Annotated in this window: 13 protein-coding genes; all 13 read right to left on the bottom strand. The window is 62.6% G+C overall.

All coding sequences use genetic code 11. The features are described 5' to 3' along the window. Window positions 1–50: 50 nt before the first annotated feature. The 13 genes from HH213_RS19065 to serC all read right to left on the bottom strand — a co-directional run bounded on the left by HH213_RS19065 (window position 51) and on the right by serC (window position 13396). The gene (locus HH213_RS19065) at window positions 51–917 is read right to left on the bottom strand and encodes a hypothetical protein (protein WP_169113273.1); all 867 of its coding nucleotides are present in this window, start codon (window positions 915–917) and stop codon (window positions 51–53) included. 99 nt (window positions 918–1016) lie between these two features. Next, on the bottom strand, window positions 1017–1940 hold the full coding sequence (gene rfaE1, locus HH213_RS19060) for a D-glycero-beta-D-manno-heptose-7-phosphate kinase (RefSeq protein ID WP_255458128.1): 924 nt from the start codon (window positions 1938–1940) through the stop codon (window positions 1017–1019). Between the two features lie 12 nt (window positions 1941–1952). Further along, window positions 1953–3320, bottom strand: a complete 1368-nt coding sequence (locus HH213_RS19055) for a UDP-glucose dehydrogenase family protein (protein ID WP_169113272.1) — start codon at window positions 3318–3320, stop codon at window positions 1953–1955. Between the two features lie 83 nt (window positions 3321–3403). Beyond that, complete coding sequence (lapB, locus tag HH213_RS19050; RefSeq protein WP_110846855.1) at window positions 3404–4579, bottom strand: lipopolysaccharide assembly protein LapB; 1176 nt, start codon at window positions 4577–4579, stop codon at window positions 3404–3406. A gap of 24 nt (window positions 4580–4603) precedes the next feature. Beyond that, window positions 4604–4906 carry a LapA family protein gene (locus HH213_RS19045; protein ID WP_169113271.1) on the bottom strand — a complete coding sequence of 101 codons (303 nt, stop codon included), beginning with the start codon at window positions 4904–4906 and terminating at the stop codon, window positions 4604–4606. A 108-nt stretch (window positions 4907–5014) separates the two neighbouring features. Then, window positions 5015–5320: an integration host factor subunit beta gene (locus tag HH213_RS19040; protein WP_072787195.1), complete on the bottom strand. Its 306-nt coding sequence runs from the start codon at window positions 5318–5320 to the stop codon at window positions 5015–5017. A gap of 10 nt (window positions 5321–5330) precedes the next feature. Then, the gene (rpsA, locus tag HH213_RS19035) at window positions 5331–7007 is read right to left on the bottom strand and encodes a 30S ribosomal protein S1 (RefSeq protein WP_110846857.1); all 1677 of its coding nucleotides are present in this window, start codon (window positions 7005–7007) and stop codon (window positions 5331–5333) included. A 76-nt stretch (window positions 7008–7083) separates the two neighbouring features. Beyond that, complete coding sequence (cmk, locus tag HH213_RS19030) at window positions 7084–7752, bottom strand: (d)CMP kinase (RefSeq protein WP_169113270.1); 669 nt, start codon at window positions 7750–7752, stop codon at window positions 7084–7086. A gap of 5 nt (window positions 7753–7757) precedes the next feature. Further along, on the bottom strand, window positions 7758–9071 hold the full coding sequence (gene aroA / locus HH213_RS19025) for a 3-phosphoshikimate 1-carboxyvinyltransferase (protein WP_169113269.1): 1314 nt from the start codon (window positions 9069–9071) through the stop codon (window positions 7758–7760). 107 nt (window positions 9072–9178) lie between these two features. Continuing rightward, the gene (locus HH213_RS19020; protein ID WP_174864418.1) at window positions 9179–10093 is read right to left on the bottom strand and encodes a prephenate dehydrogenase; all 915 of its coding nucleotides are present in this window, start codon (window positions 10091–10093) and stop codon (window positions 9179–9181) included. Continuing rightward, the gene (gene hisC, locus HH213_RS19015) at window positions 10094–11203 is read right to left on the bottom strand and encodes a histidinol-phosphate transaminase (protein WP_169113268.1); all 1110 of its coding nucleotides are present in this window, start codon (window positions 11201–11203) and stop codon (window positions 10094–10096) included. It lies immediately after the preceding gene. A 17-nt stretch (window positions 11204–11220) separates the two neighbouring features. After that, complete coding sequence (pheA, locus tag HH213_RS19010) at window positions 11221–12294, bottom strand: prephenate dehydratase (protein WP_169113267.1); 1074 nt, start codon at window positions 12292–12294, stop codon at window positions 11221–11223. A 4-nt stretch (window positions 12295–12298) separates the two neighbouring features. Further along, window positions 12299–13396 carry a 3-phosphoserine/phosphohydroxythreonine transaminase gene (serC, locus tag HH213_RS19005; protein ID WP_217363453.1) on the bottom strand — a complete coding sequence of 366 codons (1098 nt, stop codon included), beginning with the start codon at window positions 13394–13396 and terminating at the stop codon, window positions 12299–12301. Between the last annotated feature and the right edge of the window lie 59 nt (window positions 13397–13455).

The raw sequence follows: 13455 nt of genomic DNA, 5'->3' as shown, positions 1-13455 counted from the left end.
GGCAGCGCCACGCCAGCGTTGACGCGCCCGCCTGAGCCAGATCAAGCCGCTTATTTTTCAAACGTATAGCCGCCCGCCATATACGGCGTGAACACGGCGTCGTTGACCTGGGTGTCGATCTTGACATCGGTCGCATGCATGCGCCAGCTCCTGGGATTGTCGTTGTCCAGCATCAATCCACCCATGCCGCCCACCTCGAACGCCTGGGCGGGAATGAACGATCCGCCGCTCGACATACAATAGGTGGAGTCGCTGCCCAGCGTGCCCATCTTCTGGCGCCAGACATCGCAGCTAGCGCCCTTGATCACGCGCCGTTCGCCGGTGCGGGTCGCCGTGACGCTTTCCATGATCTTCACCTGCGCGGCCATGGCGGGATTTTGCGCCATGCGCTTCATGATCTGCTCCAGGCTCTGGGTCGGCTTGGGCGGGATCGGCGCATCGGCCTGGCCGTTGCGGCCGCAGTCGCCCTTGGCGATTTTCTTCACCAGGTCGATCATGCAAATGCGGCCGGACGAGCGCAGCGTCGCATTCGACACCACTTCGCTCATCAGCGTGCAATCGCCCGGATGCACCAGAAAGGTGGCGCCCGTTTCATATTCAATGCGGCGGTTGGCGGTGGCGTAGACTTCCTGCCGGTGCGGCCACATCAGCACGGGCCATTCCGTCACCGGCTTGGCGGACGGATTGTGCCTGGCGCAATCCTGCACACTCTGTTTCAGCGAGGTGAGCAGCGCATCGTTGCCGTCGCCCAGGTTGGCGTAGCCATCCAGCCGCGCGTAGTGCACCGTCACCGGCTTGCCGCTACGGTAGGTCTGATGCGGCGAGGTGGCGGACGCAATCGTGCGCTCCTGCACGGTGTCGGCTAGCGCCTGCTGCGCCAGCAAGGCCCACAGCAGCAATATCCCAAAACGGCCCATCGCCTGCTCTCCTCTTGATGTTGGCAAATAATTATCACATCAAATAGAAAAAAGCCCCGCACGGTTCTCACCGCTGCGGGGCCTTGACTGCCAGACCGATCAGGACGCGAACAATTCCTCGCGCGTGACGGTGGCCGTGCCCAGCTTGCCGACCACGATGCCGCCCGCGCGGTTGGCGGTTTCCACCGCCTCCTGCCAGCCTGCGCCCGTGCCCAGCATGCAGGCCATGGTGGCGATCACGGTGTCGCCGGCGCCGGAGACGTCGAACACTTCGCGCGCCTGCGCCGGCATGTGGAACTGCGCGCCATCGGTGTACAGCGTCATGCCCTCTTCCGAGCGGGTCAGCAGCAGCGCGTCCAGCTTCAGCTCCTTGCGCATGGCTTGCGCCTTGGCGGTCAGCTGCTCTTCGGTGTTCCACGAACCGGCAATCAGCTTGAATTCCGATTTGTTCGGCGTCAGCACCGTGGCGCCGGCGTAGCGGGTAAAATCGTCGCCCTTCGGATCGACCATCACCACCTTGCCGGCGGCGCGCGCGGCGGCGATCATGTCGGCCACTGCCACCAGGCTGCCCTTGGCATAGTCCGACAGCACGATCACGTCGTAGTCCGGCAGCAGCGTCTTGAACTGTTCCAGCTTGTCGCGCAAGACGGTGTCGGTTGGCGCTTCCTCGAAGTCGATGCGCACCATCTGCTGCTGGCGGCCGATCACGCGCAGCTTGATGATGGTGGAAATCGCCGCGTCGCGTTTCAGGTAGCTGCGAATGCCGCCGCCTTCCAGCAGCTGCTGCACTTCGTCGCCCGCCTCGTCGGCGCCGACAATGCCCAACAGGCCGGCCTGCGCGCCCAGCGCGGCGGCATTGCGCGCCACGTTGGCGGCGCCGCCGAGACGCGCTTCGCGGCGGGCAATGCGCACCACCGGCACCGGTGCTTCCGGCGAAATGCGGCTGACATCACCGAACCAGTAACGGTCCAGCATGACGTCGCCCACCACCAGGATGCGTACTTTATCCAGATTCGTCGTCACATTACGCCTCGTTCAGCTGCGGGTCAGGATGGAACGGCCGATGCCGTGGTATTCAAAGCCCGCTTCCACCATGGCTTCCGGTGCGAACAGGTTGCGGCCGTCGAAAATCACCGCATGCTTGAGCAGCGTCTTGATCTTGACGAAGTCGGGGCTGCGGAACGCCTTCCACTCGGTGACGATCACCAGCGCCTCGGCGCCGCTCAGCGCGTCGATCGGACTGCTGGCAAAGCGCACGCGCGCCAGTTCGTCCGCGCTCAGGTCCAGCGCCAGTACGCGTTTGGCTTCTTCCATCGCCACCGGATCGTATACCGCCACCGTGGCGCCGGCGTCCAGCAGCTGGCGCACCAGCACGCGTGCCGGCGCTTCGCGCATGTCATCGGTATTCGGCTTGAAGGCCAGGCCCCAGATGGCGAAATGATGGCCGCTCAGGTCTTCGCCGAAGCGCTTGACGACCTTCTGGCCCAGCACCAGCTTCTGCTTGTCATTGACCGCTTCCACCGCGCGCAGGATCAGCAGATCCTGATCGTACTGGCGCGCCGTGCGCTCCAGCGCCTGCACGTCTTTCGGGAAGCAGGAACCGCCATAACCAGCGCCGGCGTACAGGAAGCTGTGGCCGATGCGCGGATCGGAGCCGATGCCGTGACGCACCGCTTCGATATCGACGCCGACGCGGTCGGCCAGGTTGGCCAGTTCGTTCATGAACGAGATGCGCGTGGCCAGCATCGAGTTGGCGGCGTACTTGGTGAATTCGGCCGAGCGCACGTCCATCCAGAAGGTGCGTTCGTGATTGCGGTTGAATGGCGCGTACAGCTTCTTCATCATCGCCGCAGCTTTTTGGCCTTCCGGCGTTTTGTCATGGCCGATGACGATGCGGTCCGGACGCATGAAGTCCTCGACCGCCGCGCCCTCTTTCAGGAATTCCGGATTCGACACCACCGAGAAGGTGGCAGCGACGCCGCGCGCGGTCAGCGCCTCTTGCAGCGCCGCCTTGACGCGGTCGCCGGTGCCGACCGGCACGGTGGACTTGTCGACGATGACCTTGAAGCCGGTCATGTGCTGGCCGATGTTGCGCGCGGCCGCCAGCACATATTGCAGGTCGGCCGAGCCATCTTCGTCGGGCGGCGTGCCGACTGCGATGAACTGCACATCGCCGTGCGCCACCGAAGCGGCGACGTCGGTCGAGAACTGGATGCGGCCGGCGGCACGGTTGCGCGCCACGACTTCCGCCAGGCCCGGTTCGTGGATCGGGATGCCGCCGCTGTTGAGCAGGTCGATTTTGCGCTGGTCGAGGTCCAGGCAAAACACATCGTTGCCCAGCTCCGCCAGGCAGGCGCCGGTGACCAGGCCGACGTAGCCGGTGCCGATAATCGTGATTTTCATAGTTTGCAGTCTTTCGTCACCGTCGTTCCCGCGTCGGCGGGAACCCATACAGAGCATGGATTCCCGCGTGCGCGGGAATGACGTCAGTTCATAACATTTAATTCTTCGGTGCGGCGCGGCGGGTAGGTCTCCCAGCGGCTGCAGCCAGGGCACTGCCAGTAGAACTGGCGCGCCTTGAAACCGCAATGGCTGCACTGATAGCGCGCCAGTTTCTGCGTATAGCTGTGCACCAGGTTCTTCACCATCGACAGCTCCGATACCAGGTTCGGCGGCGCATCCATCAGGCGCGCTTCGAGCAGCTTGTCGAGGCCCAGCAGCGTCGGCGTGCGGCGCAGCTCATTCGAAATCAGCTGCTTGGCTGCGTCCATGCCGTCCAGCTCCAGCACCGCCTTGTAGACCACCTCGATCAGATCGATCGACGAGGCCTGTTCCAGATAAGACTTCAGCAGGTTGACGCCTTCCTGCGGGCGGCCGACCTTGCGGTAGCCGTCCATCAGCCGCTGCGCCACCAGCGCTACGTGCGGCACGCTGATTTGCTCGACGCGGCGCCAGGTCATCAGCGCGCCTTCGACGTCGCCCTGCACCAGCTGCGCGTCGCCGGTCAGCATGGTGGCGCGGACGTTGACGCGGTCGGCCTGCAGCGACTTCTCCAGCAGCTCCAGCGCCTGTTCCGGATGCAGGTGCACCAGCGCGTCCTGCGCCAGCTCGCAGTAGAACTGCGCGATCTGCTTCTGGCGCGAACCGGCGCCGGCTTCCTGCAGACCGATGGCCGCTTCGATGGCGCGCGGCCATTCCTTCTCGCGCTGGAAGATCTCCAGCAGCGCGCGGCGCGCCTGCACGCCGTACTGCCCTTGCAGCATGGTGTTGAAGGTTTCTTCGGCGCGGTCCAGCAGGCCGGCCTTCAGGTAATCCATGCCCAGTTCATACTGCGCCTGCTCCTGCTGCAGCTGCGGCAGGTCGGGACGCGCCAGCAGATTCTGGTGCACGCGGATGGCGCGTTCGGTCTCGCCACGGCGGCGGAACAAGCTGCCCAGGGCGAAGTGCATGTCGGCCGATTCCGGGTCCAGCTGCATAATTTCGATGAAGGCGTCGACCGCCTTGTCCTGCTGGTCGTTGAGCAGGAAGTTCAGGCCCTTGTAATAGCCGCGCGGCAGCGTGCGCGACTCCGAAATCAATTGACGTATATCGACGCGTGCCGCCAGCCATCCGAGGGCGAAGAAGACCGGGATGCCCAGTAACCACCAGAGTTCAAATTCCATGTGCTTGTGATTGTGCGAGTGCTGTTATTCGGTAGTGACGCTGTCGGGCTGCGGCTGGCGGGTAACCTGCTGGGCCGAGCTTTGCAGCGTGTTGATGGTGGTTTTGTGTTTATTGGTTTCGCGGCGGTGGCGGAACACGGTCGGCGTCAGCGCCAACACACCCAGCGCGGCGCCGGACACGAAGAAACCGAGCAGCATCAGCACCAGCGGGCCGCGCAGCTCATAGTGCAGGAACAAATGCAGGTCGACTTCCTGCGTGTTCTTCAGCGCGAAGCCAAAAAACAGGATGAAGATGACAAAACCAATAAGGGTGGAGATGAATTTCATCAGCCGTTGTCCTGTGGAGTGGTGTACGAGGGTGCCAGTATCGCACCTCGGGCAACAAAAAAAAAGCGGCATCCATCGGACGCCGCTTTTACTTAACTATGGAATGCTTCAGTCCTCGATGATCGGTTGCCCGACCATCGCGTCAACCCGTTCACGCAACTGCTTGCCCGGTTTGAAGTGAGGCACCCTTTTCTCGGGCACCATCACTTTATCGCCCGACTTCGGATTGCGTCCGATGCGCGGTGGCCGGCTGTTGAGGGCAAAGCTGCCAAAACCGCGGATCTCGATGCGTTGACCAGTCGACAAAGCGTTGGTCATCGCATCTAGAATGGTCTTGACGGCATATTCCGCATCCTTGGCCACCAGCTGAGAATAACGCTCAGCCAGGCGGTTGATCAGTTCGGACTTAGTCATCGACTAGTTCTTAGTTCTTGTTGTCCAGCTTGGCTTTCAGCAGTGCGCCCAGGCTGGTGGTGCCCGAAGCGGCGCTGCTGTCCGAAGCGATCGATTTCATCGCTTCAGCGGTGTCAGCCGAGTCTTTCGCTTTGATCGACAGCTGGATCGAACGTGCTTTACGGTCGATGTTGATCACCAGAGCTTCGACGGAGTCGCCGACTTTCAGGTGGGTGCCAGCATCTTCCACGCGGTCACGCGAGATTTCCGAAGCGCGCAGGTAGCCTTCAACTTCTTCCGACAGTTGGATCACGGCGCCTTTAGGCTCAACCGATTTAACGGTACCGGTCACCAGCGAACCTTTGTCGTTCATGGCGGCGTAGTTGTTGAATGGATCGCCTTCCAGTTGCTTAACGCCCAGGGACACGCGCTCACGCTCAACGTCGATGGCCAGAACGATGGCTTCCAGTTCGTCACCTTTCTTGAACTTGCGTACGGCTTCTTCGCCGGACTCGGTCCACGACAGGTCGGACAGGTGCACCAGGCCGTCGATGTTGCCAGCCAGACCGATGAACACGCCGAAGTCGGTGATCGATTTGATCGCGCCGCGGACTTTGTCACCTTTCTTATGGGTCACGCCGAAGTCGTCCCATGGATTGGCTTTGCACTGTTTCATGCCCAGCGAAATACGACGACGCTCTTCGTCGATTTCCAGAACCATCACTTCTACTTCGTCGCCCAGTTGGACAACTTTGTTTGGAGCGACGTTCTTGTTGGTCCAGTCCATTTCGGAAACGTGTACCAGGCCTTCGATGCCTTGCTCGACTTCTACGAACGCGCCGTAGTCGGTCAGGTTCGTCACTTTACCGAACAGACGGGTGCCTTGTGGGTAACGACGGGACAGACCGGTCCAAGGATCGTCGCCCAGTTGTTTCACGCCCAGCGAAACACGGTTTTTCTCTTGATCGTACTTCAGGACCTTGGCGGTGATTTCCTGGCCAACGGTCAGCACTTCCGATGGGTGACGCACACGACGCCATGCCAGGTCGGTGATGTGCAGCAGGCCGTCGATGCCGCCCAGATCCACGAACGCGCCGTAGTCGGTGATGTTTTTCACGACGCCGGTTACCACGGTGCCTTCTTTCAGCGTTTCCATCAGTTTCTGACGCTCTTCGCCCATCGAAGCTTCGATGACGGCGCGACGCGACAGAACCACGTTGTTACGCTTGCGGTCCAGTTTGATAACTTTGAATTCGAGGGTCTTGCCTTCGAATGGGGTGGTGTCTTTGACCGGACGGGTGTCGACCAGCGAACCTGGCAGGAAGGCACGGATGCCGTTGGTCAGAACGGTCAGACCGCCCTTGACTTTGCCGTTCACGGTACCGACGACGATCTCGCCCGATTCCATTGCTTTTTCCAGTGCCAGCCACGAAGCCAGACGCTTGGCTTTGTCGCGCGACAGGATGGTATCGCCGAAACCATTTTCCAGCGATTCGATGGCCACGGAAACGAAGTCACCTACTTTGACTTCCAGTTCGCCTTGGTCATTTTTGAATTCTTCAACAGGGATGAAAGCTTCCGATTTCAGGCCTGCGTTGACGATCACGAAGTTGTGATCCAGACGAACGACTTCAGCCGAAATAACTTCGCCCGAACGCATGTCTTGACGCGACAGGGATTCCTCGAAGAGGGCTGCAAAACTTTCCATATTAGACATTGTATTTCCAGGTTACCAGTAAGGTACGCGGTATGCGCCTTCAACTGGGTTAGGTTAATAAAAGGTACTACTTGGTGCTACCGGCATACCATTTCAAGACCTGGGCGACCGCTTCATCAGCGTTCATTTCCGAGGTATCGAGCACGTAAGCCCCCTCCGCCGGGACCAGCGGCGCGATGCTCCGTTTCGTATCACGGTCGTCGCGGGCCTGCAAATCCATCAGGAGGTCTTCCATATTAGCAGAAAAACCCTTGTCTATCAATTGCTTATAACGGCGCCCCGCGCGCGCCGCAACGGACGCCGTCAAAAACACCTTCAACTGGGCGTGCGGAAAGATCACCGAGCCCATGTCGCGGCCGTCGGCGACCAGCCCCGGCGCCTTGCGAAAACCCAGTTGCAGCCCCGTCAGCGCATGGCGCACGGCCGGGAAGGTCGCGATCTTGGAGGCCGTGTTGCCGACCTCTTCCGCCCGGATCGCGTCGGTGACGTTTTCATGCGACAAAATGATGTCGCCGCCCTGGAAACTGCAATGCAGGTGCTCGGCCAGCTTGGCCAGCGCGTGCTCGTCGGCCAGGTCGGTGGCACGGCGCAGCGCCGACAACGCGGTCAGGCGGTACAGCGCACCGGAATCCAGATAATGGAAGCCGAGCTGGTCGGCAACGCGGTGAGCGACCGTGCCCTTGCCGGAAGCGGTCGGGCCGTCGATGGTGATGACTGGAATCTGGGAAGTTGGCATATCAGTTATTTTGCAATTTTCGCAAACGCGGTGAAATATTCAGGAAACGTCTTGTTCACGCATTTCGGATCGTTGATGCGGGTCAACGCCCCCTTGCGGGCAGCGCCGTCCAGCGACACCAGCGAGAAGCACATCGCCATGCGGTGGTCGTCGTAAGTGTCAATGGTAGCAGGCGACAGCGCGGCCGGCGGCGTGACCTTGATGTAGTCCGCGCCCTCTTCCACGATGGCGCCGACCTTGCGCAACTCGGTCGCCATGGCGGCGATGCGGTCGGTTTCCTTGACGCGCCAGCTGGCGATATTGCGCAGCGTCGACGGGCCGTCCGCATACAGCGCGGCGATGGCGATGGTCATGGCGGCATCGGGAATGTGATTGAAGTCGGCGTCGATGGCCTTCAGCGGGCCGTTGGCGCTGGCCTCGATCCAGTTGTCGCCCATGGTGATCTGCGCCCCCATCTGCGCCAGCGCGGCGGCGAAGCGGACGTCGCCCTGGATCGAGTTATTGCCCACGCCCTCGACCCGCACCGGACCGCCGCCGATCGCGCCGGCCGCCAGGAAGTAAGACGCTGACGACGCATCGCCCTCAACGTGGATGGTGCCGGGCGACTGGTAGACCTGGCCGGGCTGGATGGTGAACGATGCCCAGCCATCCTGCGCCACCTGCACGCCGAAGCGGCGGATCAGGTTCAGCGTGATTTCGATGTACGGCTTGGAAATCAGCTCGCCGATAACGTCGATGGTGATCGCGTGGTCCTTGGCCATCAACGGCGCCACCATCAACAGCGCGGTCAGGAACTGACTCGACACATCGCCGCGCACCGACAGGCGCTGGGTGGTGATCTTGCCCTGCTTGATGTGCAGCGGCGGGAAGCCTGGGTTGCCGGTGTATTCGACGTTGGTGCCGGCGGCGTTGAGCGCATCGACCAGATCGCCGATCGGACGCTCGTGCATGCGCGGCACGCCATGCAGCGTGTAGTCGCCGCCGATCACGGCCAGCGCGGCGGTCAGCGGACGGATCGCAGTGCCGGCGTTGCCCATGAACAGATCGGCCGATTTATTCGGCAGCACGCCGGCCACGCCGGTCACGTGGTGGATGGTGCCGGTGGCGGTCTGCTCTTCGGTCCATTGCACGCCGAGCGAGCGCAGGGCGGCCAGCATGACGGCGGTGTCGTCCGACGCCAGCAGATCGACGATGGCGACCTGCCCTTGCGACAGCGCCGACAACAGCAAGATGCGGTTGGAGATGGATTTCGAACCCGGCAAGCGCACCGTGCCTTCAACGTGGGCGACCGTTTGCAGGTCGAGGTATTCGTGAGTCATATTGTTCCTTTAGCGCCAGCACCGTCATTCCCGCGCGTGCGGGAATCCATGCTGAGCGCGCGTTCTGTAGGCTCCCGCCTGCGCGGGAGCGACGGCGGCTAACTTCTTTATCCTGCTTTATCCGGCGACTGCGGCGCCTCGGCGGCTTCTATCGCCGTGATCCATTGGTGACGCGCATGCTGAGCGTTGCTGTAAACACGCTCCAGCGCGGCTCCGTCGTGGGCAGCCAGGTGCGCGCGCAACTGCGTCAATTGTGCCATGTACGCGTCCAGCTCCGCCAATAAGGCCGGCTGGTTGGCCAGGCTGATGTCGCGCCACATCTCCGGCGACGAGCCGGCGATGCGCGTGAAATCGCGGAAGCCGCTGGCGGCGTACTGGAACAGCAAATCCGCATGCGGCTTGTTGGCCACATCGTCCACCAGCGCGTACGCCAGCAAATGCGGCAGATGACTCACCGCCGCAAACACCTTGTCATGCTCTTCGGGCGTCAGGCGATGGATCAGGGCACCGCAGGCACGCCACGCAGCGGCCACGCGCTCAATATCCGCCTCGCTGTTTTCTGCCAGCGCAGTCAGCACCACTTTCTTGCCGATGTACAGATGGTCGATGGCGGCGTCGGGACCATTGGTCTCGCGGCCGGCAATCGGATGGCCGGGCACAAACTGCGCGACTTTGTCACCCAGCGCCTGGCGCGCGGCAGCCACCACGTCCGACTTGGTGCTGCCGGCGTCCGTGACGATGGCGCCTGCCGCCAGATGTGGCGCAATCGTCGCCAGGATCGCTGCGGTTTGCGCCACCGGCGCGGCCAGCAGCACCAGGTCGGCGCCATGCAGCGCAGCGGCCAGCGATGGTTCGCCAGTGACGCCGATGCTGTCGATGATGCCCAGCTCCAGCGCCCGCGCCATCGACGCCGCCGAGCGGCCGACGCCGACAACCTGGCGCACCGCACCGGCTTTTTTCAGCGCCAGCGCAAACGAACCGCCAATCAGGCCTACGCCAAATATAACGACTTTGTTCAGCATTTACTCCGCCAACGCGACCGTCAGCGCCTCGATGAAAGCTTCGTTCTCTTCCGGCAGGCCGATGGACACGCGCAGCCACTCCGGCAAGCCATAGCCGCCTACCGGACGCACGATCACGCCCTGCTTCAGCAACGACAGATTCACGCGCGCGCCGGCGCCGGCGTCGTCGCCGACCTTGACCAGCACAAAGTTACCGAACGACGGCACGTACTGCAGTCCCAGCTTGTCGAACGCCGCCACGTATTGCTGGTAGCCGGCGGTGTTGTTCTCTGCACCCTTCTGCAGGAAGTCCTTGTCGTTCAGCGCCGCGATGGCCGCAGCCTGCGCCAGCGAGTTGACGTTGAACGGCTGGCGCACGCGGTTCAGCAGATCCGTCAGCGCCGGCTGCGCAATCGCAAAGCCCACGCGCAGACCGGCCAGGCCGTACGCCTTCGAGAAGGTGCGCGATACCAGCAGGTTGGGATACTTCTTGACCCACTCCGCCGACTCGAACTGGTCTTGCGGCGCCAGGAATTCGTTGTACGCCTCGTCCAGCACCACCACCACATGCGACGGCACCTTGGCCAGGAAGTCCTCGATCTCGGCGGCCGGAATAAAGGTGCCGGTCGGGTTGTTCGGGTTGGCGATGAACACCAGGCGCGTGTCGTCGCGGATCGCCGCCAGCATTGCCGCCAGATCGTGGCCATAGGCCTTGGCCGGCGTGACGACGTGCTGCGCGCCGACGCCCTGCGCCGCCAGCGCATAAATCGCGAACGAATACTGCGAGTAGACGATCGACTGGCCACGTTCCACCAGCGCGTGCGCGGCGATTTCCAGAATGTCGTTGGAACCGTTGCCCAGCGTGATCCAGTCCGCCGGCACGTCGTAGCGTTTGGACAGCGCGCCTTTCAGGTCGAAGCCGTTGGCGTCAGGGTAGCGACCCAGTTCCGCCACGGCGTCGGCCATGGCCTGTTTGGCCGATTCCGGTACGCCGAACGGATTTTCGTTCGAGGCCAGCTTGATGATGTTGGCTTCATTCAGGCCGAATTCACGCGCGACTTCCGCGATCGGTTTGCCGGCTTGGTAAGGAGCGATAGCGCGGATGTATTCCGGGCCGTAGTTCTTGGTCATGGTGTCTCTCTTTATTATCAGGTCAGGCTGACCGGGTAGGAACCCAGCACCTTGAAGAAGGCAGCGTTGCTCTGCAATTCGGCCAGCGCGCCGGCCACCGCAGGATCCTGCACATGGCCTTGCACGTCGACGTAGAAATAGTATTCCCAGGTGCCGGTGCGCGCCGGACGCGATTCAAAGCGCGTCATCGACACGCCGTGCTGCGCCAGCGATCCAAGCAGGCGGTAAATCGAACCCGCCTTGTGCGGCGCGGCCAGCGCCAGCGAGGTGCGGTCCTCACCCGACGGGCCGGCCTGCAGCGAACCAATCACCGCAAAGCGCGTGCGGTTGTGCGGGTCGTCCTGGATGTTGGCCTTGACGGTGCCCAGGCTGTAACGCACGCCGGCGCGTTCGCCGGCAATCGCCGCCAGCTTGTGGTCGTCGCGCGCCATGCGTGCCGCTTCGGCGTTGGAGGAAACGGCGATGCGTTCGAGGTCCGGGTAGTTATTGTTCAACCAGATCTGGCACTGCGCCAGCGCCTGCGCGTGGGCGCAGATGGCGGTCACGCCGTCCATATTGCCGCTGCCGGTCAGCAGGCTGTGACGCACGGCGATCGACACTTCGCCGCTGATGGTCAGCGGCGTATGCAGCAGCAGGTCGAGCGTGCGGCCGATCGCGCCTTCGGTCGAATTCTCGACCGGCACCACGCCGAATTCGGCGGTGCCGGCTTCGGTGGCGCGGAACACTTCGTCAATCGAGGCGCACGGCAGCACATCGACGGCGGTGCCGAATTGTTCGTACACCGCCTGTTCGCTGTAGGTGCCGGCCGGGCCGAGGAAGGCCACGGTGACGCGCTTTTCCAGCGAACGGCAGGCGGACATGATTTCGCGCCAGATGGTTTGCAGTTCGGCGTTGCCCATCGGGCCGGGATTGCGGTCGGCCACGCCGCGCAGCACCTGGGCTTCGCGCTCTGGACGGAACACCGGCGCGCCGGTTTCGGCTTTGACATGGCCCACTTCCTGCGCGACTTTGGCGCGCTGGTTCAGCAGGTCGAGGATTTGGGCGTCGATCGAATCGATCCGTTCGCGCAAGGGTTTGAGTTTATCGTTCATGGAATTATCGGCCAGCGAATTCGTTCAAGTAGTCTACGAGCGCTTGCACGCCCTCGATAGGCATCGCGTTGTAGATCGATGCGCGCATACCGCCGACGGACTTGTGGCCCTTCAGTTGCAGCAGCCCGCGCGCTTTGGCGCCGGCCAGGAATGCTTCGTTCTGGCTCTCGTCCTTCAGGTAGAAAGGCACGTTCATGCGCGAACGGTTGGGCAGCGCCACGCGATTCTGATAAAAATCGTCGACGTCCAGCGCGGCGTACAGCAGCTCGGCCTTGGCCTTGGCGCGGCGCTCCATCTCGGCCACGCCGCCCTGCGCTTTTAGCCACTGGAACACCAGGCCGGCGATGTAGATGCCATAGGTCGGCGGCGTGTTGTACATCGATTCGTTGTCGGCCACCAGCTTGAAGTCGAACGCCGACGGACAAGCCGGCAGCGCGTGGCCCAGCAGGTCATCGCGGATGATGACGATGGTGACGCCGGCCGGGCCGATGTTTTTCTGCGCGCCGGCGAAGATCACACCGTACTTGGCGACGTCGATCTCGCGCGACAAAATATGCGACGACATGTCGGCCACCAGCGGCACGCCGGCCAGGCGCGGGTCGGCCGCATCCGGCACGCCGCCGTCAAAGTCGTACTCGACGCCGTCGATGGTCTCGTTGGTGCACATATGCAGATAAGCCGCGCCGGGCGTCAGCTGCCACTTGCTCTGCGGCGGCACCGACGTCATCGACGACGCGGCGATGTTCACGTTGGCGTACTTGCCGGCTTCCTTGATGGACTTGCCCGACCACGAACCGGTGTGAATGAAATCGATGGTTGCGCCGGCGGGCTTGTGGCCCAGCAGGTTCAACGGGATCAGGGCGTTCTGCGACAGTCCGCCGCCCTGCATGAACAAGATCTTGTAATTGTCCGGTACTGCCAGCAGCTCGCGCAGATCGCGCTCGGCCGCCTTGTAAATCGACATAAACTCCGGTCCGCGGTGGCTCATCTCCATCACCGACATGCCGCTGCCGTGCCAGTCCAGCATTTCGGCGGCTGCTTGCGTCAGCACTTCCTTCGGCAGTACGGCTGGGCCGGCGGAAAAGTTATAGATGTGAGTCACGTTGCATTCCTTTTGCAGCCCGTCGTTCCCGCGCAGGCGGGGACCCATGCTGCGTATGG

Source organism: Duganella dendranthematis, assembly GCF_012849375.1.
In the GTDB taxonomy this organism is placed as follows: Bacteria; Pseudomonadota; Gammaproteobacteria; order Burkholderiales; family Burkholderiaceae_D; genus Rugamonas; species Rugamonas dendranthematis.
Note: the sequence above shows the minus strand (reverse complement) of the source record. Positions and strands in the feature narration are given on the sequence as shown.

Bases quoted from the DNA above. Each gene is read 5' to 3' on its own strand.
- HH213_RS19065 (WP_169113273.1), bottom strand. From the start codon at position 917: ATGGGCCGTTTTGGGATATTGCTGCTGTGGGCCTTGCTGGCGCAGCAG.
- HH213_RS19055 (WP_169113272.1), bottom strand. From the start codon at position 3,320: ATGAAAATCACGATTATCGGCACCGGCTACGTCGGCCTGGTCACCGGC.
- lapB (WP_110846855.1), bottom strand. From the start codon at position 4,579: ATGGAATTTGAACTCTGGTGGTTACTGGGCATCCCGGTCTTCTTCGCC.
- HH213_RS19045 (WP_169113271.1), bottom strand. From the start codon at position 4,906: ATGAAATTCATCTCCACCCTTATTGGTTTTGTCATCTTCATCCTGTTT.
- HH213_RS19040 (WP_072787195.1), bottom strand. From the start codon at position 5,320: ATGACTAAGTCCGAACTGATCAACCGCCTGGCTGAGCGTTATTCTCAG.
- rpsA (WP_110846857.1), bottom strand. From the start codon at position 7,007: ATGGAAAGTTTTGCAGCCCTCTTCGAGGAATCCCTGTCGCGTCAAGAC.
- cmk (WP_169113270.1), bottom strand. From the start codon at position 7,752: ATGCCAACTTCCCAGATTCCAGTCATCACCATCGACGGCCCGACCGCT.
- aroA (WP_169113269.1), bottom strand. From the start codon at position 9,071: ATGACTCACGAATACCTCGACCTGCAAACGGTCGCCCACGTTGAAGGC.
- HH213_RS19020 (WP_174864418.1), bottom strand. From the start codon at position 10,093: ATGCTGAACAAAGTCGTTATATTTGGCGTAGGCCTGATTGGCGGTTCG.
- hisC (WP_169113268.1), bottom strand. From the start codon at position 11,203: ATGACCAAGAACTACGGCCCGGAATACATCCGCGCTATCGCTCCTTAC.
- pheA (WP_169113267.1), bottom strand. From the start codon at position 12,294: ATGAACGATAAACTCAAACCCTTGCGCGAACGGATCGATTCGATCGAC.